18 protein-coding genes are annotated in these 25,542 nt (G+C 62.0%); 10 read left to right on the forward strand and 8 right to left on the reverse strand.

Features of this window, described 5'->3' with window-relative positions:
* The first annotated feature begins 13 nt into the window (after positions 1–13).
* The 5 genes from C2L64_RS20000 (at position 14) to C2L64_RS20020 (ending at position 5,797) form a co-directional block, all read left to right on the forward strand.
* Positions 14–1,594: a DHA2 family efflux MFS transporter permease subunit gene (locus C2L64_RS20000; RefSeq protein WP_009771628.1), complete on the forward strand. Its 1,581-nt coding sequence runs from the start codon at positions 14–16 to the stop codon at positions 1,592–1,594.
* 55 nt (positions 1,595–1,649) lie between these two features.
* On the forward strand, positions 1,650–3,104 hold the full coding sequence (locus tag C2L64_RS20005; protein ID WP_007747297.1) for an efflux transporter outer membrane subunit: 1,455 nt from the start codon (positions 1,650–1,652) through the stop codon (positions 3,102–3,104).
* A 76-nt stretch (positions 3,105–3,180) separates the two neighbouring features.
* Positions 3,181–4,365: a thiolase family protein gene (locus C2L64_RS20010; protein WP_007747300.1), complete on the forward strand. Its 1,185-nt coding sequence runs from the start codon at positions 3,181–3,183 to the stop codon at positions 4,363–4,365.
* 123 nt (positions 4,366–4,488) lie between these two features.
* Entirely contained in the window at positions 4,489–5,427 is a 939-nt protein-coding gene (gene panE / locus C2L64_RS20015) for a 2-dehydropantoate 2-reductase (protein WP_009771629.1), read from the forward strand.
* Positions 5,428–5,497: 70 nt separating this feature from the next.
* The gene (locus C2L64_RS20020) at positions 5,498–5,797 is read left to right on the forward strand and encodes a hypothetical protein (protein WP_007747305.1); all 300 of its coding nucleotides are present in this window, start codon (positions 5,498–5,500) and stop codon (positions 5,795–5,797) included.
* An 812-nt stretch (positions 5,798–6,609) separates the two neighbouring features.
* On the opposite strand, the gene C2L64_RS20025 is transcribed toward C2L64_RS20020, so the two are convergent.
* The 7 genes from C2L64_RS20025 to C2L64_RS20055 all read right to left on the reverse strand — a co-directional run bounded on the left by C2L64_RS20025 (position 6,610) and on the right by C2L64_RS20055 (position 14,522).
* Positions 6,610–8,124, reverse strand: a complete 1,515-nt coding sequence (locus C2L64_RS20025; protein ID WP_039903042.1) for an OprD family outer membrane porin — start codon at positions 8,122–8,124, stop codon at positions 6,610–6,612.
* A 155-nt stretch (positions 8,125–8,279) separates the two neighbouring features.
* Positions 8,280–9,275 (reverse strand): ABC transporter ATP-binding protein, encoded by a 996-nt coding sequence (locus tag C2L64_RS20030; protein ID WP_009771524.1) that lies wholly within the window; start codon positions 9,273–9,275, stop codon positions 8,280–8,282.
* Positions 9,272–10,273, reverse strand: a complete 1,002-nt coding sequence (locus tag C2L64_RS20035; RefSeq protein WP_009771523.1) for an ABC transporter ATP-binding protein — start codon at positions 10,271–10,273, stop codon at positions 9,272–9,274. The genes C2L64_RS20030 and C2L64_RS20035 overlap by 4 nt, the downstream gene beginning before the upstream one ends.
* 1 nt (position 10,274) lies before the next feature.
* The gene (locus C2L64_RS20040) at positions 10,275–11,159 is read right to left on the reverse strand and encodes an ABC transporter permease (protein WP_165489560.1); all 885 of its coding nucleotides are present in this window, start codon (positions 11,157–11,159) and stop codon (positions 10,275–10,277) included.
* Positions 11,160–11,170: 11 nt separating this feature from the next.
* On the reverse strand, positions 11,171–12,109 hold the full coding sequence (locus C2L64_RS20045; RefSeq protein WP_009771521.1) for an ABC transporter permease subunit: 939 nt from the start codon (positions 12,107–12,109) through the stop codon (positions 11,171–11,173).
* Positions 12,110–12,127: 18 nt separating this feature from the next.
* Positions 12,128–13,744 carry a peptide ABC transporter substrate-binding protein gene (locus C2L64_RS20050; RefSeq protein ID WP_009771520.1) on the reverse strand — a complete coding sequence of 539 codons (1,617 nt, stop codon included), beginning with the start codon at positions 13,742–13,744 and terminating at the stop codon, positions 12,128–12,130.
* Positions 13,745–13,952: 208 nt separating this feature from the next.
* Complete coding sequence (locus C2L64_RS20055) at positions 13,953–14,522, reverse strand: cupin domain-containing protein (protein ID WP_007743723.1); 570 nt, start codon at positions 14,520–14,522, stop codon at positions 13,953–13,955.
* Between the two features lie 750 nt (positions 14,523–15,272).
* Here C2L64_RS20055 and C2L64_RS20065 point away from each other — a divergent pair.
* Positions 15,273–16,781, forward strand: a complete 1,509-nt coding sequence (locus tag C2L64_RS20065) for a peptide MFS transporter (RefSeq protein ID WP_009771519.1) — start codon at positions 15,273–15,275, stop codon at positions 16,779–16,781.
* Positions 16,782–17,286: 505 nt separating this feature from the next.
* Here the strand turns inward: C2L64_RS20065 and C2L64_RS20070 are convergent.
* Positions 17,287–18,669 (reverse strand): IS4 family transposase, encoded by a 1,383-nt coding sequence (locus tag C2L64_RS20070; protein WP_090838341.1) that lies wholly within the window; start codon positions 18,667–18,669, stop codon positions 17,287–17,289.
* Positions 18,670–19,358: 689 nt separating this feature from the next.
* Here C2L64_RS20070 and pdxR point away from each other — a divergent pair.
* The 4 genes from pdxR (at position 19,359) to C2L64_RS20090 (ending at position 25,481) form a co-directional block, all read left to right on the forward strand.
* A complete protein-coding gene (gene pdxR / locus C2L64_RS20075; RefSeq protein ID WP_007587326.1) occupies positions 19,359–20,828 on the forward strand; it encodes a MocR-like pyridoxine biosynthesis transcription factor PdxR in 1,470 nt (489 codons plus the stop codon).
* Positions 20,829–21,168: 340 nt separating this feature from the next.
* Positions 21,169–21,618, forward strand: a complete 450-nt coding sequence (locus C2L64_RS20080) for an HU family DNA-binding protein (protein ID WP_007587329.1) — start codon at positions 21,169–21,171, stop codon at positions 21,616–21,618.
* Positions 21,619–21,996: 378 nt separating this feature from the next.
* A complete protein-coding gene (locus tag C2L64_RS20085) occupies positions 21,997–23,067 on the forward strand; it encodes an IS30 family transposase (RefSeq protein ID WP_079483546.1) in 1,071 nt (356 codons plus the stop codon).
* Positions 23,068–24,071: 1,004 nt separating this feature from the next.
* On the forward strand, positions 24,072–25,481 hold the full coding sequence (locus C2L64_RS20090; protein WP_009770769.1) for a circularly permuted type 2 ATP-grasp protein: 1,410 nt from the start codon (positions 24,072–24,074) through the stop codon (positions 25,479–25,481).
* Positions 25,482–25,542: the final 61 nt, after the last annotated feature.

Genomic DNA, 25,542 nt, shown 5'->3' on the forward strand with positions numbered 1-25,542 from the left:
CGCCGCGACCATCATGAGCAAGACGACATCCGCACCCGCAAACCCGGCCGATCTGCCGACCGCAACCAAAGTCTTCGCGTTCTCGCTGCTGTGCCTGGGCTTCTTCATGGCGACGCTCGACATCCAGATCGTGGCGTCGTCGCTGAAGGATATCGGCGGCGGCCTGTCGGCGAGCCAGGATGAACTCTCCTGGGTGCAGACCGCGTATCTGATCGCCGAAATCATGGTGATTCCGATGTCCGGCTGGCTCACGCGCGTGTTTTCGACGCGCTGGGTGTTCGCGGCCTCCGCGTTGGGCTTCACCATCACGAGCATGCTGTGCGGGCTCGCATGGGACATCAACTCGATGATCCTGTTCCGCGGCCTGCAAGGCGCAGCGGGCGCCGCGATGATCCCCACCGTGTTCACGACCGCCTTCATGCTGTTTCCGGGCAAGCAGCGGATCATCGCCGCGACGACGATCGGCGCGCTCGCATCGCTTGCGCCGACGATCGGCCCCGTGATTGGCGGGTGGATCACCGATCAATGGTCGTGGCACTGGCTGTTCTATCTGAACCTCGTGCCGGGCGTGCTCGTCACGGTGCTCGTGCCGCGCTATGTCAACGTCGATCACGCCGATATCTCGCTGCTAAAGACGGGTGACTATCTGGGCATCGTGCTGATGTCGGGCTTTCTCGGCTGCCTCGAATATGTGCTCGAAGAAGGGCCGCGCAAGAACTGGTTCGGCGACAACGCGATTCTGTTCTGCGCGTGGATCTGCGCGATCTGCGGCTTCCTGTTTCTCGTGCATGCGTTCACGGCGAAAGAGCCGATCGTCGATCTGAGGGCGCTCGCAATTCGCAACTTCGGTATCGGCAGCCTGTTGTCGTTCATCACGGGCATCGGCCTGTTCTGCACGGTGTTCCTGACACCCGTGTTTCTGTCCCGTGTGCGTGGTTTTGATTCGCTGCAGATCGGTCTCGCGCTGCTGTCGGTCGGTTGCGCGCAACTGGTCGCGCTGACGGCCTACTCGTTTCTCGCACGCAGGGTCGACATGCGGCTGCTGATGGTGTTCGGCCTGATCTGCTTTGGTGTTGGCTGCTACCTGTATGTGCCGCTGACGAACCAGTGGGGCTGGCACGAACTGCTGATTCCGCAGGTGCTGCGCGGCGTCGGCCAGCAGTTCTGCGTGCCGCCCATCGTGACGATGGCGCTCGGTTCGCTGCCGCCTTCGCGGCTCAAGTCGGCGAGCGGCCTGTTCAATCTGATGCGTAACCTGGGCGGCGCGATCGGCATTGCGGTGTGCAGCACGATGCTCAACGACCGCCTGAACCTGCATTACGAACGGCTCGACGAACACGTGACGGCTGGCCGCCCGGTGATCGAAGCGATGCTGCGCAATCAGGCCGCGCATTTCTCGGCGGTCGGTGGCGACGTGATCAACGGCGCGTCGGCGGGTCTCGCATCGCTGCATTCGCTGCTGATGCGCGAAGCGCTCGTGCTGACGTTCTCCGACACGTTCCTCGCGGTCTCGCTGTGCTTCGCAGTGGGCCTGATCAGCGTGCTGTTCTCGCGGCCTTTCGGTCTTACCGCGCCGCCGCCGGACGCACACTGAAGCGCACTGAACCACGCGAAAGCCATCAACACATCCGATGATTGGAAGACCCGACATGAAAACGATCGTAGCCAAAGCGCTCGCCGTTGCCGCCGCCATGACGCTCGCCGCGTGCGCCGTGCAGCCCGAGACACATGCGGACTTGCCGCAGACGGTGAAGACCGTCGCCCCGGACGCATGGAGCGTCGACGCGCCGAAAGATACCGTGGATGCTGACCAGTGGTGGTCGCAATTCGGCGACCCGGCGATGCATAAGCTCGTGGACATCGTGCTCAACGACAACCTCGACGTGAAAGCCGCTGTCGAGCGCGTGAAGCAGGCGCAGCAGGTCACGAAGCAGCAGCGCGCAGCACTCGCGCCGCAACTCGACGCGGGCGCGACGGCTGCGTATGAGCGGCAGAACACGCCGCCGCCGCTTGGCTATGTGAAGCAGGCGGGTATCGGCTTGACGGCTTCGTGGCAGCCGGATGTATTCGGCGGCGAACGCCTTGCGGTGCTCGCGGCGCAGGCGCAGGTGTCGGGGCGTCAATCGGCGCTGAACGAATTGCGGCTCGCGCTGGCCGCGAATGCGGCCGCCGCGTATATCGACTTGCGCTGGGCGCAGTCGCAATTGCAAATCGTCAACGACAACGAGGAAATCCGCGCTCGCGCGCTGAAGCTCACGCAACAGCGGCTCAAATACGGGCTGTCGACGCAGCTCGACGTGGCGCGCGCGCAGAACCAGTTGCAGGATTTGCAGGCGCAGCTTCCGAAGATCCGCTCGGACATTCAGCACGACATGAGTCTGATCGCCGTGTACTCGGGACGCACGCCGGAAAGCGTCGACAGCCTGTTGCTCAGCGAGGCGCATCCCATTCCCGTGCCTGCGCAAAGCGTGCCGCAGACGCTGCCGTCCGAAGCGCTGCTGCGCCGGCCTGATGTGCGCACCGCCTACGCAACCGTCGAGCAGCGCGCGGCCGAAGTGGGCGTCGCTCGAGCGGACCGCTATCCGAAGTTCAATCTGAGCCTGACCGACGGCATTCTCGCGTCGTCGTATCTCGGCCTGCCGACGTTGACGGACAACCTCTTTAGCGCGGCGTTGAACGCGACGAGCCCGATCTTCAACGCGGGCCGCATTACCGCGCACATCGAGCAGAACGAGAGCCGCATGCGCGAATCGCAACTCGGCTTGCAGCAGACGATGCTGAACGCGCTGAAGGAAATCGAGGACACGCGCAGCGATCTCGTCAACGGCGACGCGCAGGTCGAGAAACTCGGTGGCGCGCTCGGTGCGTCGGGGCAGGCGCTGAAACTTTCCACTGAGCTGTACAAGGGCGGCGCGTCGAGCTTCCTCGATGTACTCGATGCGCAAGAGGCCTATCTGCGCGACGCGGAATCGTTGAATCAGGCGAAGCGCGAGCATGCGCAGGCGGCTGTTGCGCTGTATCGGTCGCTCGGCGGTGGCTGGGATGTGCCGGCCAATAGCGATGTTGCGAAGGCGAAGCCATCGACGGATGTCGCGTCTAACTAAATCGAAATGAAGCGGAATGAAAGTGCCTCGTTTGCGCGAGGCATCGAAGCGTAGTCCTTCAACCTGAGGAATAGCGATGAATGCTCGCGATATTGTGATTGCCCATCCCGTCCGCACGCCGATTGGCGCATTCGGCGGGTCGTTGAAAGAAGTGCCTGCCGTGCAGCTGGGCGCGGCTGTGGTGCGCGAGACGCTGCGGCGCGGCGGGCTCGATGCGAAGGCGTTGTCGTCGGTGGTGATGGGTAACGTCGTGCAGGCGGGGAACAAGATGAACCCTGCGCGCCAGGCGGCGATCGGCGGCGGCGTGCCCGTGTCGGTGCCAGCGTTGACGGTGAACCGCGTGTGTGGATCGGGCGCGCAGGCGATCGTGTCGGCGGCGCAGGAGATCGCGCTCGGACTCGGCGATGTGGCTGTCGCGGGCGGCATGGAGAACATGGACCGCGCGCCGTATCTGCTCGAAAGCGGACGCTGGGGCAACCGCATGGGTAATGCGCAAGTGCACGACAGCATGCTGCGCGACGGCCTCGTCGATGCGTTCTCGAACGAGCACTCCGGCTGGCACACGGAAGACCTCGTGAGCAAGGCCGAACTGACGCGCGCCGCGCAGGATGAATGGGCGGCGCGCTCGCAGCAGCGCTTTGCTGCCGCGCAGGAGCGGGGTGTGTTCGACGCGGAACTGGTCGCCGTCGAAATCGCGGGGCGCAAGGGCGCGGTGCAGTTCGCGCGCGACGAGCAGCCGCGTCCCGACACGACGATCGAGACGCTCACGAAACTGCGCCCCGCGTTTCGTCCCGATGGCACGATCACGGCGGGCAATGCGCCAGGCCTCAATAGCGGTGCAGCGGCGATGATCGTCGCGGGGCGTGACTATGCGGAGGTGCATGGCATTGAAGCGTCCGCGCGTCTGGTTTCGTTCGGCATCGCAGCCGTCGAGCCGGGCATGTTCGGTCTCGGTCCTGTGCCCGCCGTGCAGATCGCGCTCGAACGCGCGGGCTGGAAACTCGGCGACGTGGAACGTGTCGAGATCAACGAGGCGTTTGCTGCCGTGCCGCTTGCCGTTGCGCAGAAGCTGGGGCTGGCGCTCGACATAGTGAATGTCGAAGGCGGCGCGATTGCGCATGGTCATCCCATCGGCGCAACGGGCGCGGTGCTCACGACGCGCCTCATCCATTCGATGCGCCGCGATGGCCTCAAGCGCGGCATCGTGACGTTGTGCATCGGCGGCGGGCAGGGCATTGCGCTCGCGCTGGAAATTATCTGACGCGGTTTTCGTTGCTGTTCTGATGCCCGCAGCGGGACACGCAAGTCCGCTGCGGGCATCGTCGATTTGCGACATACTGCATGCGCATGGCGTACGCCACGCAAACGGACCAATGGAGGAGCAATGCGAATTCTCGTAGTGGGCGCGGGCGCTGTGGGCGGATACTTCGGCGGACGTCTTGTGCAGGCGGGCCGCGATGTCACATTTCTCGTGCGCGAAAAGCGCGCTGAAGAACTGCGGCACTTCGGGCTCGTCATTAAAAGTCCGCGCGGCGATGTGACATTGCGCGACGTGAAGACCGTGCTCGCGGATCAGATCGCGCAGCCATACGATCTCGTGCTGTTGAGCTGCAAGGCGTATAACCTGGACGATGCGATTGAATCGTTCGAATCCGCTGTCGGCGAATCGACGATGATCCTGCCCGTGCTGAACGGAATGCGTCATATCGATGTGCTCAAGCAGCGATTCGGCGCGACGAAGGTATTGGGCGGGCAGTGCGTGATCGCCGCGACGCTGAATCGTGAGCGCGAAATCGTGCATCTGAACGACATGCATGCGATCGGCTTCGGCGAGCTCGGCGGTGGGCTGAGCGAGCGCGTGCAAGCGGTTGCGTCGGCGTTCGATGGTGCGGGCTTCGACTCGACGGCGTCCGACAACATCCTTCAGCAGATGTGGGAAAAGTGGGTGTTCCTCGCGACGCTTGCGGCCAACACCTGTTTGCACCGTGCCGCGATCGGCGACATTCTGAAGACACCGGATGGGCGGCGTGTGATCGAAGGCATATTGGCCGAATGCAAGGCGGTCGCGGCGGCGAACGGTTATGCCATCGGCGAGGCGTCCAATGCGCGTGCGCAGACCATTCTGTTTGCGGATGGCTCGGCGTTGACGGCGTCGATGCTGCGCGATATCGAAGGGCAGTCGCGGATCGAGGCCGATCATATCGTCGGCGATCTGATTGCGCGTGGCGGCGAGGCGCAGAAGGACGGCGTGTTGTCGCTGCTGCGTATCGCGTACAGCCATCTGAAAGCTTATGAGGCGAGGTTGGCGCGGTTATCCGCGTAACAACGCGGAGGGGCCAGAACGCGGCGAAGCTGAAGTAGAATCGACGGCACTGAATCACGCGAGGTGGACCATGCCCATTCCCCAGGGATCGGTGCCAGCGCTGTGCACGGCTTCCGCGACGACGTTCTCGATCGGTATTATCTTTCTTGGCTATTGGGGCCTCCAGGAAGGAGGCCACTGGACGCCTACCGACAGGTTCGTTGCTGGGCTTGCGATTGTTGGGTTTGCGTTTTTGGGTCTCGTGCCGTGGGTGGCGACCAGTCCCGTCGAGCCTGATACGAATGATAAGAAGGTGCGCTCCGCGCGGGGGATGTTTCTGGTTGGGATGATTGCGGTTTGGTTGTCGATTGTTGTGTCGGTTATCTTTTGATTTTTTCTTTGTCTGCGACGCTGGGTCGGTTGTTTTGGGCTTTGCGCTGCTATTCGCGGTTCGGCCTTTGCGGCGCGGGCGTTGTCGGTCGGTTTGGTTGTTCTAGCCTGTGCGCTGGCATCCGCGTTATGCCTTCGTGCTTCACGCGTCGCCCCTGTGCGGGGCGGCACCTACTTTTCTTTGCCGCCGCAAAGAAAAGTAGGCAAAAGAAAGCGGCTAACACCGCCAACATTTCTTCTTGCCTGAGGGCCCCCGGCGGCCCCGCGCTCCACGCGGTAACGCGCTATCGCCTGCCCGTTGCCAACGCTTCGAACTGATGCCTCCCCCACTTCAGACACCCGTACAAGGGCCAGCAGCAGCGAATGGTTTGTGCCGCCCAGGTGGCAAACTGTGTGTAGGTTGTCGCACCGCACAGGTTAGTGCTCTTACCAGAAACACCAACCTTGCGATTCAGTCCGGAGTGATGCGCGTACGGCGCGAAAGCCTACACACAGTTTGCCACCTGGGCGGCCGAGGTCTATCTGGCACGGCGTGCTGCGACGCGGGCACATGAAGCGGGTGAGGCGTATGGAGAGAGCGTTGGCAACGCACGCGTACAGATACGTTGCCGTGTGAAATACGGGGCCGTTGGGGGCCCTCAGGCAGGAACAAGGACTGGCGGTGTTAGCCGCTTTCTTTTGCCTACTTTTCTTTGCGGCGGCAAAGAAAAGTAGGTGCCGCCCCGCACAGGGGCGACGCTTGAACGGCAAACACCGTAGCGCGGATGCCAGCGACAAAACCAGCAAACCACCCAGCGTCGCAGACAAAAAAAATCAGAACACCTTCACCGGCACATTCACCACCAGCCGATACTCCATATTATCCGGGTCCGAATAGTGCGCCGTCGACTTGTGATACATCGCGATAAACGTAATCTTCGTATCCTTGAACCGCCCGCTTTGCAGCGTATAGCTCGGAATAAAGCCGATTTCATGATGCGTGCCGTGCACATACTCGCCATTCCGCGTATACGGCCCGATAGCATTTGACGCCGCGCCAGCCGAAGCATCCGCGCCCCAGCCCGTCACGCCCCACAGCATCGCCTTGAAGCCGGGCAAGCCGGCATACTTGCCATCAAACGTATACCGCAACTGGAACGACTTTTCATGCGGCGCGTTGTAGTCAACGTCCATCGAGTTCACGAGATAAATGCCGTTCGTCTCGTTCACATAATCGAAGAACTGGTCGCCAAGAATCTGCTGATAACCGAGCAACACCTGATGCGGACCATGCTGCGCCGACAGCGACAGGCTATACGCATTGTTGTTGATATGCCCTTGCAGCGCCGAACCCGTCTGATGCGTCGAGTAGATGTTCGCAAGACCCGCCCACTTGACAGTGTTCACATCGCCGATCGAATGCGAGATCGCCGCGTAGAACTGATTCCACACGTCTTCCGCCTGGTCCGCGTACAGCGTGACCGTACCGTTGGGCGAATAGTCCCAGTTGCCGCCGAAGTAGGACAGGCGCTTGAACGTCGTGCCGCCGTACGATGTCGTCAGGTCTACGAGGTTCGTGTGGCCGCGCGGGTCGACCTTCGTGAAGCTGCCCGCTTGCAGCGTGACGTTATGGATATCGTTGCTCACGGCCGACACGCCGAGGAACGTCGGCGGCAACGCGCGGTTGTCGTGCGGTTCCATGAACGGGTTGTTGTCGACGATCTGCAAGCCATACTTGACGACCGTCTCGGAGATGCGCCCCTTGATGTCGTACATGCCCGGATACGCCCACGCGAGCTGATCGGAGCCGCCGCCGCCCTTCGCCACGTGCACCATGTTGCCCGCACCGTTGCCGCCGTCGAGCTTGAGCGCGGCAAACAGCGACGCGTCGAAGCCGAGTCCCACGGGCCCTTGCGTAAAGCCCGATTCGAAGTTCGCCTGCATGCCCTGAACCCACGCGTGTCGGTGCGGCCCGCCTTCGTTGTCGAACTGGTCGGCGTAATTGCGGAACAGCAGGTTCAGATGGCTGTCGGCGATCAGGCCTTTGCTTTTCGCCTGGCTCGACAACGGCGCGGGCGGCGTCACGGCCTGGTCGGCTTCGGCGTTCACGAGCGCGTTGTTGGTTTCGGGCTGCACCTCAGCGACATTCGGTGTGTGTTTGAGCTTCGGTTTGGCTGGCGCCGTGGGCGACGCCGGCGCAGCCTGCGCCACGGCGGCGCTCGCCGCGGCAGGTACGGCGGGCGCAACTGCGTCGTCGGCCAGCGCGGCGGTGGCGATCGTCAGTGCGGGCAGGCCCACTGCCAGCAACGCGAACTTCGATGCTCCTGATGTGGATCGTTGGGTTGTCATTGCAATTCCATTTTTTCTAGTTGATGAAACAGCGGCGCGGCGGTCGGCCGTGCCACACTTTCTCGCCCGTTCCCGCCGTCGCGCGAACGAACGCCTCCCTCGGCGCAGCGGCTAGCTGCGTCGTGGAAAAAGGTTTGTGTGAAGCTAAAGGGTTGTCAGGTCATGACGGCGCGTATGCAGGCGACCTGCGTATGACCGATGCCCGTTGCGCTCGTAACGGGCCGCTCGTTCGCGCAGGCATCGATTGCATCCGGGCAGCGCGTTCGGAACGCGCAGCCCGAAGGCGGCGTGAGCGGCGACGGAATCTCGCCGCGCAACAGCACATGCTTGCGCGCACGCTCGGCAACCGGGTCGGGCAGCGGCACGGCCGACAGCAGCGCTCGCGTGTAAGGATGCTGCGGCTCGCGATACACATCGCGCTTGTCGCCGAACTCCATCACGCGGCCCAGGTACATCACGAGCACACGCTGGCTGATCGCCTTCACGACGGCCAGATCGTGTGCAACGAACAGCAGCGACAGCGATAGCTCGCATTGCAGATCGCGCAGCAGATTGACTATCTGCGCCTGGATCGACACATCGAGCGCGGACACCGGCTCGTCGCAGATCACCAGTTGCGGCTCGCCGATCAACGCGCGCGCGATGCCCACGCGCTGGCACTGGCCGCCCGAGAATTCGTGCGGATAGCGGCGGAGATGATGGTTGCTCAGCCCGACGCGTTCGAGCATCGTCCGCACGCGTACGCGTATCTCCTCACGGCCGAGTTGCGGCTGATGCGTCTTCAGCGGCTCCGCGACGATTTGTTCGATCGTCATGCGCGGATCGAGCGATGCGAGCGGGTCCTGAAAAATCATCTGCACGTCGCGGCGAATCTGTGTGGTATCGCGTGACGTGCCTTTCACCGACTCGCGTCCTTTCCACTGTACGCTGCCCGAAGTCACCGGCGTAAGGCCGATGATCGCGCGCGCGAGCGTCGACTTCCCGCAACCAGATTCTCCGACGAGGCCCACCGTCTCGCCACGACGCACATCAAACGACACACCGTCGACGGCGCGCAGCGTCGCCTTCTTCGACCACGGATAGCCGCCCTGCGCGATGCTGAAATGCACGCTGAGGTTGTCGACCTTGAGTAGGGTTTCCTGGGCGCTCATAGCACCTCCGCGATAGCCTGGACGGGACGATGGCACGCGCGCAGCGCATGGACTTCGCCTTCGATCGGTTCGAGCGCCGGACGGGTCGCGCGGCATCGCTCTTCGGCGTACGTGCAGCGCGGCGCGAATGCGCAGCCTTGTGTCGCCATGCCCGGCAACGGCGGATTGCCCGGAATGGTTTGCAGCGGCTGGTCGTCATCGTCGGTGAGTCGCGGCAGCGCGTTCAGCAGGCCGATCGTGTACGGATGCGTCGGCGCGGCGAACAGTTGCTGCGCGGGCGCCTGTTCGACCGTTTGCCCCGCGTACATCACCATCACGTCGTCGCACAGACCGGCCACCACGCCCATGTCGTGCGTGATCAGGATGATCGCGGTGCCGCGCTCGCGGTTCAGCTCGCGCAGCAGTTCGATGATCTGTGCCTGCACGGTGACGTCGAGGGCCGTGGTCGGTTCATCGGCGATCAGGATTTCGGGTTCCGACAACAGCGCCATCGCGATCATCACGCGCTGGCGCATGCCGCCCGAGAACTCGTGCGGATACATGCCGATACGGCGCGCCGCATCGGGAATACGCACGCGTTCGAGCGTTTCGATCGCGCGCTGCTTCGCCTCGCGGCGCGACAGCTTGCGATGCAGTTGCAGCGTCTCCGTCATTTGCCGCTCGATCGTGAGGAACGGATTGAGCGACGTCATCGGGTCCTGGAAGATCATGCCGATGCGGTCGCCGCGAATGCGGTTGAGCGCGGCCTCGTTCATCGTCAGCAGGTTCGTGCCGTTGTAGAGCGCTTCGCCGCTGACCTTGCCGCTTTTCGCGAGCAGGCCGAGCAGCGCCATCACGGTCTGGCTTTTGCCCGAGCCCGATTCGCCGACGATACCGAGCGTCTTGCCTTTGTCGAGCGAGAACGACACGCGCTGCACGGCGTCGACGGGCGCGCCGTCGCGGCGCGCGAAGCGCACGCTCAGGTCTTTGACTTCGAGTAGTGCCTTGTTCTGTGCCATCTCAGCGGTCCTTCGGATCGAGTGCATCGCGCAGGCCGTCGCCGACGAAGCTCACGCTATAAAGCGTCGCGCACAGCATGAGAGCGGGGCACAGCAGCAGCCACGGCGTCGATTCGAGCTTCTGCGCGCCGTCCTGGATCAGCACGCCCCAGCTCGTCATCGGTTCCTGCACGCCGAGGCCGAGAAACGACAGCACCGATTCCGTCAGCACGATGCCCGGCACCGTGACCGTCGCATAGACGACCACGACGCCGATCAGGTTCGGCACGATATGGCGCGTGATGATCGAACGCGAATCGACGCCGATCGCTTTGGCTGCGTCGATGAATTCGCGTGAGCGCAACGACAACGTTTGCCCACGCACGACGCGCGCCATGTCGAGCCACGAAAAAGCGCTGATGGTCAGCACGACCAGATAAAACGCGCGGCCGAACAGCGTCATCATCAGGATCGCGATCAGCATGTAGGGGATCGCGTACATCATGTCGACGATGCGCATCATCACGGCATCGACTCTGCCGCCGAGATAGCCGGCCGTCGCGCCCCACGCGACGCCGATCAGTCCCGATACGAGCGTGCCGAGCAAACCGACTTCGAGCGACACGCGCCCGCCGACCAGCGTGCGCACCAGCAGGTCGCGGCCGAGTTCGTCGGTGCCGAACCAGTGCATGTTGTCGAGTGTCGGCGCGAGGCTGATCGCGGACCAGTCGCTGTCGATCGCGTTGTTCGGCGACAGCAGCGGCCCGACGAAGCACGCGAGCATGATGACGGCCAGCAACAGAAGCGCGACGAACGCCGCGCGATTGCGCACGAAGCGGCGCGCGGCCGTCGCGAGCGGGCTGCGCGAAGGCGGCGCATCGACGACGGTCAATGAAACAGGTGGCATTCTCATCGGTTTCAATAGCGGATACGCGGATCGAGCCATGCGTACGCAAGGTCGACGAGCAGGTTGAAGAGAACAGCGACGGCTGTCGTCAGCACGACGAGGCCGAGCACCAGCGTGTAGTCGCGGTTGATCGCGCCGTTGACGACGAGCTGGCCGATACCCGGCAGCGCGAACACCGATTCGGTGACGACAGCCGCCGTGATCGACGAAATGCATACCGAGCCGAGCAGCGACACGACGGGCATCAGCGCGGGCTTCATCGCGTGGCGCAGGACGATCGTGCGCGCGGGCAGGCCCTTCGCCCGCGCGGTGCGGATGAAGTTGCCCGACAGCACTTCGATCATGCTGCCGCGCATCACGCGGGCGATCAGCGCGACGTTGATGATCGTCAGAAGCGCGATGGGCAGCACGCGATAGCGCCACTCGCCTTCGCCCCAGCCGCCCGCGGGCAGCCAGCCGTGGCCGTCCGCGGTCTTGAGCAGAATGGCGAACACCCACACCAGCAGCGGGCCGAGCACGAACGGCGGCACGACGTTGCCGATATTGCCGAGCACCATCACCGCGTGATCGATCACGCTATCGCGGCGCACGGCGGCAATCGTGCCGAGCGTGACGCCGATCACCACGGCGATCGGCACCGACACGCCGCCGACGCCGAGACTCACGGGCAGCGCCTTCAGCACGAGATCGGTGACGGACCAGTCGGTGTAGCGGAACGACAGGCCTAGGTCGCCGTGCAGCAGCGCCCACAGATAGTGCAGATACTGCTGCCACAGGGGCTCGTCGAGGTGATAGCGCGCGTTCAGGTTCGCGAGCGTGGCATCCGACAGATGCTTCTCGGTATCGAACGGGCCGCCCGGGGTGAGATGCAGCAGCAGATAGCATGCGGTGATCACGGCGAGTATCGTCGGGATCGCCCACAGCGTGCGGCGCAACGTGTATGCAAGCATGAGTGCGGTTCCTGCTGTTTAGTGCTTGAGCAAGTACAGGTCTTGCGACGCGCGCATGTCGAGATAGTTGGTCGATGCGTAGCCGCCGACGTACGGCTTCACCAGACGCGCCGCCGAGTACTGGAACAGCGGGATCATCGGATAGTCGTTCATCGCGAGGTCATGCGCCTGCGAGAGCAGCGTGGTGCGCTGCCTGTCGTCGGTCTGCTGGTTGGCCTGATCGATCAGCGCGTCGACCTTCGGGTTGCAGTAGTGCTGGTCGTTCTGCACGCTGCCGCAGCGGATCAGGTCGAAATACGACATCGCGTCGTTGTAGTCGACGAACCAGCCGTCGCGCGACGCCTGCACCTTGCCGTCATGACGCTGCTTGAGCAGCACCTTGTACTCGACGTTCTCCAGCTTCGCGGTGACGCCGAGCTTGGTGCGCCATTCCGACGTAACGAAGAGGGCAACCTTCTTGTGCAGATCGTTCGTGTTGTACGTGAAAGTGAACGTGAGCGGCTTCGCATCCGAGTAGCCGGCTTCCTTCAGCAGATTGCGCGCGTATTCGACGCGCTTTGCCATCGGCCATGATGCCCACTCCGGCTTGAAGACGGCGGCGCCTTCCGTGCCCTTCGAGATCAGGCCGTACATCGGCAGTTCGCCGCTCGACGTGAGCTTCGACGTCAGCAGCTCGCGATCGACCACCATCGACAGCGCCTGGCGCACGCGCTTGTCCTTGAAGACGGGGTCGTCGTTGTTGAGGCTGTAGTAATACGTTGCGATCTGCAGGCCCTTCTGCAACTGCTGGCCGAACTGCTTGTCGACCTGGTTGTAGATGCCCGACGGAATCGTGTACGTGTAGTCGAACTGCCCGGCCTGGTACATGCGCATTGCCGTTTCGTCGCTTTCGATGGGCAGATACGTGACCTTCGAGATCGCGACCTTCGGTGCGTTCCAGTAGTTGCCGTTCTTGTTGATGACGAGGCGGTTGTTCGGCTGCCAGTCGGTCAGCGCAAACGCGCCGTTGCCGACGAAGTTCGCCGGGCGCGTCCAGTCGTTGCCGAACTTCGTTACGACTGCCTTGTCGACGGGGGCCATCGTCGCCATCGCCGTCAGTTGCGGGAAGAATGCGGCGGGCACGTCGGTCTTCACTTCGAGCGTGTACGGATCGACGGCGCGCGCGCTGAGGCTCGTCACGGGCGCCTTGCCCGCGATGATCTCCTTCGCGTTCTTCACGAACTCGACGAGCACCGTGTACTTCGAACCCGTCTTCGGATCGACGACGCGCTGCCACGCATACACGAAGTCCGCTGCCGTGACGGGCTGGCCGTTGCTCCACTTCGCATCGTGACGCAGCTTGAAGACCCACGTGTCGGGCGCGGTGCGCGTCCACGACTGCGCGACGCCAGGCACGATCGCGCCCGTTGCGTCGATGCGCGTCAAGCCTTCGAACAGATCGAGGCCGATCGTGTTGCCCGTCCACGATTCGATGTGCGCGGGGTCGAGCGATTCGGTTTCGGCGGGAACCTGACGGGTCAGTTCCTGGCTCGCGGCGAGCGTGGCGCCCGACGGGACCGTGACGGCCGATGCGTGTTGCTGAAATGTGAGGACGAGCGCGGCCAGCGCCGTCGTATAAACGAACGGTGTTTTCATGGTTGGATTCGCAGAAAGAGTCGGGAGAGAAACGCAAGCGGCGCGGACGCCACTGACGGTTATCCGCGTGATGAAGGCCGAGGCGGCCCTTGTTCGGTGTACGGCATGCAGGATTCCTTACAATTATTATTACAGGCATCCTACAGCGGAATTTTGTGCGCCCCCCGACTTGCGGAAGCGCTTCCAACCAGGATCGAATGCCTGCCTTCTAAAACAATCTCGGCGTACCTACCCACACGACGACCGATTCCTTGCGGGCCGTGTTGGCCCAGCTATGCGGCACCGTCGACTCGTAATGCGCGCTGTCTCCGGCGCGCAGCACGAAGGTCTTGCCTTCCAGCGTCAACGACACTTGCCCTTCGATGACATAGATGAACTCTTCACCGGCATGTGTCGTGACTTCGGAACGCTTTTGCCCGGGTGGCATCCTCACAAGGATGGCTTCCAACTGACGGCCCCCCGACAGATTGGTCATCCGGGCAAACAGGTTCGCCGAGTCTGCGAAACCAAAAAACTTCAACTCGTTTGCGCGACACACCGAGCGCTCTTCGCTTGGTGTGTCGACGAAATACTGCACCTTCACTCCCAACGCATTCGCAATGCCTGCCAGCGACGTGATGGACGGCGACGCGAGACCGCGCTCGACCTGCGACAGGAACGGCTTCGAAATGCCTGCTGCTGTCGCTGTTTCGTCAAGCGTACGCTTCAGCCTTTGCCTCAGCGCGCGGATCTTGCTCCCCAGTGCAAGTGCCGTGTCTTTCTCAAGTGTCGTGACCATAACAAAACCAAATTAGTCCGTCAAAATTAGTTTGATATAAGCAAATTTTGTTTGATGACGTGTTGCTCTTTCCCGCTCAGCCTTGCGCGACTTGATAACTCTTCCATGCCGTTCACGCAGATCCGATCTTTTCGAGAAAGTACTCTATGTTGCCAGATCGCAAAGTTCACTTATTGGATTTGCGTTAGAAGACCGGTAATGCATTGAGACGGATCGTGCACGGGCAGCGCGCATGTCAGTGAATTCCCGAAGCGACAAGTCGCGTTTCGATGCGCACAATCGCAACCTCGCGCGGGTTGGCCCAGCCGGGCTGATCCGCCTGCACTCCCGTTTGCAGCGATCCTGCGACGGCGTTTTGATCGGTACGTCCTGACCGGACTGCCACCGACGAATGAAGGTGAACATCCATGTCGATTTCTTTCGCAGTCTTTCCGCATCCATCCCGCATATCCAGCACGCGTATTTCGATGCAACCGCCGAAGCGGTCCGCTCGCGCGATGCTTTATCATTGAGCCTTTCGTCACGCGCTGTTCGCGTTGACGGCCTCCCGCTGAAGTCCTGGTTGTTCCGTTTTCGACGCGGACCACGCTGTCCGTTGCTCGTATCGCACTGAACCGTCGCTCGATGCCGCTTTGCGCATCGGCCACGGCAAGTGATCGACGATCTCCAGTTTTTCCAGCTTCGCCACGTGGCATTGCGTCCGCTCGACGCATGCGCGCGCGGCTGCTATCGCGTAAATAAGAGGAAAGCATGAAATCACCCGTATCCCAGACCCGGTCGTTTTCGACGGTCTTTCTCATTGAGATGTGGGAACGCTTCGGCTACTACGGCATGGCGGCGCTGCTCGTGCTATTCATGATCGACCGGCTCGGCTTTGACGATAGCCGCGCGACGCTCACGTGGGGCGCGTTCGCGGCGCTCGTGTATGCGTCGCCGTCGATCGGCGGCTGGATTGGCGACAAGATTCTCGGCGCGCGTCGCTCGATGATTTTCGGCGCGCTGGTGCTGGCGGCTGGCTACCTGATGCTTGCGCTGCCGAACGACAGCCTCGAGTTCATGTATGCGTCGCTGGGCGTGATCGTGGTTGGCAATGGGCTGTTCAAGTCGAACGCCGCGAACCTCGTGCGGCGCATTTATGAAGGCGACGATGCGCGCATCGACAGCGCGTTCACGATTTACTACATGGCGGTGAACATCGGCTCGACGGTGTCGATGCTGGCGACGCCGTGGATCAAGGATCACTGGGGCTGGCACGCGGCGTTCGCCGTCTGTTGCGGCGGCATGTTGATCGCCGTGGTGAACTACTTCCTGATGTTCCGCACGCTGACGCACGTTGGTTCCGCGCCGGATGCCGAACCGATCCGCTGGAAGCGCGTGCTGGCTGTTGCGATCGGCGGGATCGCGCTCGGCACGGCGACGACGTTCGTGTTGCAGCACAAGGCGATTGCCGTCGCATGCGTGTACACGGCGGGCGTCGCGATTCTGGCGATCTTCGCGTACATGTTGCTCAGCTGCGAGCGGTCGGAGCGCTCAGGCTTGCTGGCTGCGCTGATTCTGACGCTGCAGGTGATTCTGTTCTTCGTGTTCTATCAGCAGATGTCGACGTCGCTGACGTTGTTCGCGCTGCGCAATGTCGATCCGACGTTCTCGCTGTTCGGTGCGCATTTGTTTGCGTGGAGCGCCGCGCAGTTCCAGGCGCTGAATCCGATCTGGATCATGCTGCTGAGCCCGCTTCTTGCGATGCTGTATACGAAGCTCGCGAAGAGCGGTAAGGACGTGCCGGTTGCGGCGAAGTATGCGTTTGGTTTTGCCGTGGTGGCGGCGGGATTTTTCGTTTACGCATGGAGCGGTAGTTTTGCCGTCAACGGGCGGGTGTCGTCGTGGTGGATGGTCGGGGGTTATGGTTTGTACTCGCTCGGCGAGTTGCTGGTGAGCGGGCTCGGGCTCGCGATGATCGCGCGATATGTGCCGGCGCGGATGAGCGGTTTTATGATGGGCGCTTATTTTGTGGCGACGGGCGTGTCGCAGTATCTGGGTAGTGTTGTTGCGAATCTGGCGAAGATGCCGGCTGGGGATCTCGATCCTTTGATCTCTTTGCCGCTGTATACGAAGCTCTTTGCTGAGCTTGGGTGGTTGGCTGCTGTTGGGGCTGTTGTTGCTATCTTGTTGCTGCCGCTGATGGGGCGCCTTTCGCGGGCGCATCAGCAGTGCGCTGAGCAAGCGCGCAGCGGTGAGGGCGTGGCGGCCTCGGTGCAGTAAGGTTTTCTTTTGCCCCTGCGGGGCAGAGCGGTCTTCCAAGGCGTGCCTTTTTGGGTGCGCCTTTTTCTTTTGGTGTTGGTGTTGTGGGTTTGACTTTGCGCTGGTATCAGCGGGTGAGGCTTCGCGGCGCGGGTGGGTTCGTTTGCTCGTGTTTTTGCTGGCATCCGCGTTATGCCTTCGTGCTTCAAGCGTCGCCCCTGTGCGGGGCGGCACCTACTTTTCTTTGCCGCCGCAAAGAAAAGTAGGCAAAAGAAAGCGGCTCACACCGCCAGATATTCTTCCTGCCTGAGGGCCCCCAACTGGTCCCACACTTCACACGGCAATCACGTGACCCATGTTCGTTGCCAACGCTCTTGCGCTGCGCCTCACCCGCTTCATATGTCCGCGTTACAGCACGCCGTGCCAGGTAGTCCGCCGCCGCCCAGGTGGCAAACTGTGTGTAGGCCGTAGCACCTCACACGCCTCACTCCGGACCTCAGGATTACCCACATTTTTACTGAGCATGCTATCCGCTTTGCCTGAAGAGCTGATACATCTTCGTAATTTCGTGCAGGACGAGAAATCCACGCCATATGACTGTCGGTCCTGGTGGGCGGTCATGCGTGCGATTCAGATAGCCGCCAAGCATGCCTATCCACACGATGGTTTGTTGCAGCGTTGGAACCTGCTCTGGCAGTTGCGTGGTTGCGTGGGTATGGCAATAGAGCGCCTGCCATTCAACTGGCTGGAGCAATACTTCGCAGCACAGCTGCGTGCCCGTTCGCGCAAGCAGCGTGGCATACAGGATGCGCCACGCGATGACGGCAAACAGAGCAGTCGCTCTCACAAACCGCTCGAGCGTGCCGAACTGGCGCGCCTCGATACGGCAGCCGCTTTTGAGCACACGGTGCCACGTCTCAATGGTCCAGCGTCTGGCGTACCAGGCCAGCCGTTCGAGAACTTCTTCAAGCGAGCTCGTGGGCACCGAACTGAGCAGCATCCATTCAAGCGGTTCAACACCGTTCGGGGGATTATCCTCAATGGCGTGAATCGCAAAGACGTCGACCTCAGGCAGGCTGCGGCGGCTTGCGCGCGCTCTTGGAGATTGCAGTCGCACGCTCGCACAACGCAACGTCAGTCGCGCTATGCGCTGAGGAAGTTTGCTTCTGGTTGGTATCCGCAGTTCAGTGTTGCCAAGGGGCGTGGTGGCCAGAACAGTTTCCCAAAGGTAGCCTTGCGGATGACGCGCTACACGGTTGTGTGTTGCGCGGATCAACCAGTCCACTCCGGCGGGGCGTTCGGCGGAAAACAGTTCGTAAAGGTCGCTCTCGCGGTCTCCAACACAGACAAACCGCGTCTGTTCGCAACGTACCTTGAGTGCCGCGAGATGATCGATTCCTTCAAGCCATTTGACGCTTTCCTTCTGTTCGATCGGGCGCGTGACTGCGGGGGCACTCTTGCCGAACACCGCTTCGGGGCGTACCCAGGTCTTCACGCCCAGCACGCCTAGCGGCAAGCCATCGGGCGTGACTGCCAGCAGGCTGTGCATCATGAAACCCTGCTCATTGTTGCCAGTGCCGCGCCCCAGCCCCTCCGTCGCAGGCAGATGCGACAGGTTGAACTCCGTTGTGTCCTGAATCGCCAGCACGATCGGCACCTGTCTCATGCGATCAAGTGTTTGCGCAATATGGGGCGCGAGAATCCCGTTCGTGTCGACCTGCGTATTATCGAAGAAACGGTAGGCAGCCTTCAGTTCGGCCGGCTTGAGCGATTGAGGAAATGAACCTTGCGGACTGCACGCGAGTCGGCGAGCCAGCGCAACAAGACGCTGCGCCAGGCGCGCATCACCCAGATCAGCCTCGCCAAATTCGGCACTTGCCCAGTCATCTGTCTCGTTCTCGTCGACCAATCCCGACTACCGTTGCGAACAGAATGGGCCAAAGTTAACATCGACGCCGACTGTTTACAAGCGATCATTCACCACTCTCCTTGCAAGATGTGGGTAATCCTGAGACTCCGGACCGATAGCGCACGCGTTCCACCATGTACGAGCGCCAAGCTATACGACACGACAACCTACACACAGTTTGCCACCTGGGCGGCGCAAACCATTCGCTGCCGCTAGCTCTTGTTCGGGTGTTTGAAGTGGGTGAGACGATCATTCGAAGCGTTGGCAACGAACGCGAACAGAAATGCTGCCGTGTGAAGCGTAAGACCCTTTGGGGGCCCTCAGGCAGGAAGAAATGTTGGCGGTGTTAGCCGCTTTCTTTTGCCTACTTTTCTTTGCGGCGGCAAAGAAAAGTAGGTGCCGCCCCGCACAGGGGCGACGCTTGAAGCACGAAGGCAATACGCGGATGCCGGCGAAAACACGAGCAAACCAAAACCAAGACCAAAACCAAAACCAAAACCAAGACCAACACCCGCGCCGCGAAGCCTCAACCGCGGATACCCGCGCAAGGTCAAAAAAACCAAACCGCTTGCGCAGCAAACACCTCAACTGCGAACGCACAAACAAACCCACCGAACCGCGACGCGCACGCTAAGCTAACAACAACCAGAAGCGCCGCAGGCAAAAACCAAACCAGAACCAAAACTGAAATGGAAATCCACCTATCCGTAGAGGGCCGCCACGACCTGGCGGGGCAAATCTACCGACAACTGCGCGCAGGAATAATCGAAGGCCGCCTGGCAGGCGGCACCCAACTGCCTTCGACCCGCGATCTCGCGACGCAACTCGGCGTCTCCCGCAAAACGACCCTCGACGTCTTCGAGCGCCTGCTCGCCGAGGGCTTCCTGCATGCGCGCCCCGGCTCGGGCACCTTCGTCGCCGGAGGTTTGCAGCGGCTGCCCGCCGAAAAGCCAGCACACGCGCGTGCCGCCCACGACGCGAAAACAGCCCCCAGCTCCAGCGCCCGCGCTCAACCGGTATGGCACACCGTCCCCGAGGTACTCAGCCCGCAAACGACGCCCGGCACACCGTACGACTTCATCGGCGGCATTACCGACAAGTCCCATTTCCCTTTCGACGTCTGGCGCCGCTGCGTGAACCACGCGCTTCGCGTGCAGTCGCGCGGACGCGGCACGTATCGCGATGCCGCCGGCGAACAGGAATTGCGGCTCGCGATCTCGCGCTATCTCGCGTTTAATCGCGCCGTCGCGAGCAACTGGGAGGACGTCATCGTGACGCAGGGCGCGCAGCATGCCCTCGACCTCATCGCGCGCGTGACGTTGCGTCCCGGCGACGTCGCCGCTATTGAAGACCCCGGCTATCCTCCCGCGCGCGCGTGCCTCACGGCCGTGGGCGCGAAGGTCGTAGCCGTGCCCGTCGATGCCGAAGGCCTGGTCGTGAGCAAGCTGCCGAAGCACGCGCGGCTCGTCTATGTGACGCCGTCGCATCAGTTTCCGCTCGGCATGCCGATGAGTCTCGCGCGGCGCGTCGAGCTGCTCGAATGGGCGCAACAGCGCGACGCCGTCATCATCGAAGACGACTACGACTGCGAATACCGCTTCGAAGGACGGCCGATGGAGCCGCTGAAGAGCCTCGACCGCACGGGCCTCGTCGCGTACGTGGGAACGTTTTCGAAGACGATCTTCCCCGAGCTGCGCGTCGGTTACATGGTGCCGCCCGCGTCGCTATTCGACACGCTGTGCAAGGCGCGGCAGATTGGCGACTGGCATGGTTGCTCGCTGACGCAGACCGCGCTTTCCAGTTTCATGCTGAACGGTGACTTCGCCAAGCACCTGAAGCGGATGCACAAGCTTTACGCAGCGCGCCGCGCAAGCCTGCTTGCGCATCTGCAGGGCGACCTCGCTCGCTGGTTCGAGCCTATCGTGCCGACGGCGGGTATCCATATGGCTGCGTTGCTGAAGGCGCCGCTCACAGAGGCGGCCGTGATCGAAGCGGCCCGCGACGAATCGATCGCACTGCATGGGCTCGCGCCTTTCTATGTGCGCGCAACGCCGCAGCCAGGGCTTGTATTTGGCTATGGCGGCATCGAGGCCGAACAGATCGACACCGCGCTTGCGACGCTCGCGAAGCTGCTGCCACGTGTCGAATCAAGGACTTGAGCGTGCTTTTGAGGGGTCGTGCATACCGTCCTGTCAGGCGTCCCTGACGCTTGCGCGCGTAACGGACGTTCAATTTCGTCGTTGAGACTGGGGTCTTCCTGCGAGGCGCTGGGTTTGACGATTCGTGCTGGACAGGTGCGGCGAAATCGCCAGGCGATCGCGTTTACCCCTTAAAAACAGGCTCGAAATGCGCGACGTAGTCAGCGCCACGCAACAAACCGTAACCGTTATACACAAAAGATTCGCGCAGAAAGCAAAAGCGCTTGTAGAATCCGGCGTTGAAGCGTGTGCATATCGCGTGCGCTTCTCGCAATCAATGACCCTTAGAGGTAGGAGAAATATGGCGACTTCCGCAAAAAAGGTAGCCAAGAAGGCTGCTACGGTACCGACGAAGAAGGTTGCTGCAAAGAAAGCTGCTGCTCCCGCAAAGAAAGTCACGGCTAAGAAGGTCGCCGTGAAGGCGTCCGGCGTTCCCTCGCCGATCAAGGACACCTTCACGAAGGCCTCGCTGGCTGCACACGTTGCGGAGCGTGCGGGCGTCGAGCCGAAGTCGGCAAAGGCAATTCTGGCTGCACTCGAAGACACGATCCTCGGTTCGGTCCACAAGAAGGGCGCTGGCGAATTCACGCTGTCGGGTCTTCTGAAGATCGTCGTTCAGACTGTTCCGGCGAAGAAGAAGCGCTTCGGCAAGGACCCGTTCACGGGTCAGGATCGCTGGTTCCCGGCGAAGCCGGCAAGCGTGCGGGTCAAGGCACGTGCGTTGAAGAAGCTGAAGGACGCAGCAGCGTAAAAGTTGAGGCACCTCGATGGCGGCGCGAGCCGCTGTCGTTGGGTTGCTTTATCGCGGTCCCCGCATGCGGAAGTGTGTGGGGATTTTTTTTGTCTGCGACGCTGTGGGTGGGGTTGCTTTTGTGTTCGCAACTGCGTTTGCTCCTTTCCGGCGCGGGCGGTTTTGTTTGGTGTTTTGGCCTTTGCGCTGGCATCCGCGGTTTGACTTCGTGGTGCGGACGGGTTGGTTTGCTTGTGTTTTTGCTGGCATCCGCGTGATGGTGTTTGCCGTTCAAGCGTCGCCCCTGTGCGGGGCGGCACCTACTTTTCTTTGCCGCCGCAAAGAAAAGTAGGGGCGGTTTCAAGGATCAAGTGCAACACTTCATTTAGGATGTGTTGCATGGGACAAAAATACGAACACCTTGGTGCCGAGGAGCGCGGTGCTATCTTTGCAATGAAGCAGGAGAACAAGAGTACGCGGGAGATTGCACGTGTGTTACGGCGTTCGCCAGCCACGATCAGCCGTGAACTCAGGCGCAATGGCTGGAAGCCGGATCATGAGCGAGGTCCAATGGGACGTCCCGCTATCGCTGGCGGCTACAATGCCGCGAACGCGGGCCGCCGGGCGGCAAGGCTGCGGCGCAAGCCGCGCTGTGAGCGCAAGCTGCATCCTGACGGACCATTGTGGGCCGAGGTACGTCAATACCTGGAAGGCGGCCTCTCGCCTGAGCAGGTGTGCGCCCAACTCGAACGTGTGCATCCCGAAGAACCTGCCTTGAACGTCTCGCACGAAACGATCTACCACGCCATCTATGCCGCGCCGCGTGGCGCATTGCGGCGTGAACTGGTTGCCCTGCTCAGGCAGGGGCGTAGCACGCGCAAGCCGCGCACACGCGGGCAGGACCGCCGTGGGAAGCTCGTCGACATGGTGAGCATTCATGTGCGCCCGCCCGAGGCCAACGACCGGTTGATTCCGGGCCACTGGGAAGGCGATCTGATCAAGGGTGCGGGCAACCGTTCGGCCGTGGGGACCCTGATTGATCGCAGCACCCTGTTCGTGATGCTGGTGAAGATTGATGGCAGCACCGCCGAGGCGGCGCTTGATGCCTACAGTGCGGCGTTCGCGCCGCTGCCGGCAGAACTGCGCCAGACCCTGACGTACGACCAGGGCAAGGAAATGGCAGAACATAAAAAGCTTGCCGAGGCCACCGGTATCCGTATCTACTTCTGCGATCCGCACAGCCCCTGGCAACGCGGTATCTGCGAGAACACCAATGGTCTGCTGCGCCAGTACCTGCCCAAAGGCACAGACCTCTCCGTGTTCTCGCAGCGCCAGCTCGACCTGATCGCGATGCGCATGAACATCCGTCCGCGCAAGACGCTCGGCTGGAAGACCCCTGCAGAAGCTTTTATGGAAAAATGCGCGGAACAGGATATTGCGATCAACCCCGCTGTTGCACTTAGCCTTTGAAACCGCCAGGCAAAAGAAAGCGGCTAACACCGCTAACTCTTGTCCTTGCCTGAGGGCCCCCAAAGGGTCTTACGCTTCACGCGGCAGCCTTTCTGTCTGGGTTCCTTGCCAACGCTCCGAATGAGCGCCTCACCCGCTTCGAATACCCGTACTCGTGCAAGCGCCAGCGAATGGTATATGCCGTCCAGGTGGCAAACTGTGTGTAGGTTGTCGCGTCGTATAAGTTAGCGCTCTTACAGGGTGGAGCGTATGTGCAATCGGTCCGGAGTGAGGCGTGTGGAGCACCAGTGACCGACACACAGTTTGCCACCTGGGCGGCCGTGGACTATCTGGCGCGGCATGCTGGATTGCGGTTGCGTGAAGCGGGTGAGGCGCAGCGCAAGAGCGTTGGCAACGAACATGTGTGACGTGATTGCCGTGTGAAGCGTAAGACCCGTTGGGGGCCCTCAGGCAGGAAGAAGAGCTGGCGGTGTGAGCCGCTTTCTTTTGCCTACTTTTCTTTGCGGCGGCAAAGAAAAGTAGGTGCCGCCCCGCACAGGGGCGACGCTTGAAGCACGAAGGCATAGCGCGGATGCCCGCGATAACACAAGCAAACCAACCCGGCCGCGCCACGAAGTCAAACCGCGGATGCAAGCAAAAAGACATGCCGCCCTGCACAAGGGCAGCGCGTAGACAGGAAACTCATAACGCGGATTGCATGACAGAGACAAACAGCCCAACTCCCGCGCCGCGAGCCAAAACCGAACCAAACCGAACCCCAAACCAGGGCCCGCGCCAGCCCCCCACCGCACCGTGTGCGCAACAACACGCACCGGAGTAGCGCATCCTCCCCCTCCGCGCTACGATGACAACGACAATCGAGCGCCATCGCAGTGCGCATTCTCAGTGCATCCACCGCGCGCAGCGCACAAATCCCGAATGGCATAACGCTTGCTTGATCGAGATTGAAAAACCGAATGCGCAGCGCATTCGCCTTCTATCCGACAAAAAGAGTGGGGCGTAACATGCGATGCTTTGACGAGATGCGTCAGTTCGATGACGCCGTGCGGCCGCATTATCAGCGGTTCGAACGCTGGCTCGTGCAGCAGGGCAGTGAGGCAATCGAGAGAAAGCGGGCCGAAGCCGATCTGCTGTTTCGCCGCGTCGGCATCACGTTCGCCGTCAACGGCGATCTGTCAGGTACGGAGCGGCTCATCCCGTTCGATCTGATCCCGCGCATCATCCCGCGCGGCGAATGGCAAACGCTCGAAGCCGGCCTCAGGCAGCGCGTCCAGGCGCTCAACCTCTTCATCCACGACGTCTATCACGACCGCAATATCGTCCGCGCCGGCATCGTGCCCGCCGATCAGGTCTACACCAACGCGCAATACCGGCCGGAAATGCAGGGCGTCGACGTGCCGCTCGCCGTCTACGCGCATATCGCAGGCGTCGACGTCGTGCGCGCCGGCGAGAACGGCGAGTTCTACGTGCTCGAAGACAATCTGCGCGTGCCGTCGGGCGTGTCGTACATGCTCGAAAACCGCAAGATGATGATGCGGCTCTTCCCCGAACTGTTCGTGCAGAACCGCATCGCGCCCGTCGCCCACTATCCCGATCTGCTGCTCGACACGCTGCGCTCGGTGGCGCCCGAAGGCGTCGACGATCCCGTCGTCGTCGTGCTGACGCCCGGTATGTACAACTCCGCCTACTTCGAGCACACCTTCCTTGCGCAGCAGATGGGCGTCGAACTGGTGGAAGGCAAGGATCTCTTCGTCGACGACAACTACGTGTTCATGCGCACCACGCAAGGGCCGCGGCGCGTGGACGTGATCTATCGGCGGGTCGACGACGACTTTCTCGATCCGCTCGCGTTCCGCCCGGATTCGGCGCTCGGCGTGCCGGGGCTGCTGACGGCGTATCGCGCGGGGCGTGTGGCGCTGGCGAACGCGATGGGCACAGGCATCGCCGACGACAAGTCGATCTATCCATACGTGCCCGACATGATCGAGTTCTATCTGGGTGAAAAGCCGATCCTGAACAACGTGCCGACCTACCAGTGCCGTAAGCCCGACGACCTCGCCTACACGCTCGCGCATCTGCCCGAGCTCGTCGTCAAGGAAGTACATGGCGCAGGCGGCTACGGGATGCTCGTCGGGCCGGCGTCGACGTCGGCGGAAATCGAGGCGTTCCGACAGCGGCTGATCGAAAAGCCCGCCGGCTACATCGCGCAGCCGACGCTCGCGCTGTCCGCCTGTCCGACCTTCGTCGAAGCGGGTATCGCGCCGCGCCATATCGATCTGCGTCCGTTCGTCCTGTCGGGCAAGACGGTGACGATGTGCGCGGGCGGCCTCACGCGCGTCGCGTTGCAGGAGGGCTCGCTGGTCGTCAATTCGTCGCAGGGAGGCGGCACGAAAGACACCTGGATGGTCGACTGACGACATTCGACCGATGTTCCGAAGCGCCCGCATCGCGCGATGCAGGCGCAAAGCCGACAAA

The sequence above is a fragment of the Paraburkholderia hospita genome (genome assembly GCF_002902965.1).
In the GTDB taxonomy this organism is placed as follows: Bacteria; Pseudomonadota; Gammaproteobacteria; order Burkholderiales; family Burkholderiaceae; genus Paraburkholderia; species Paraburkholderia hospita.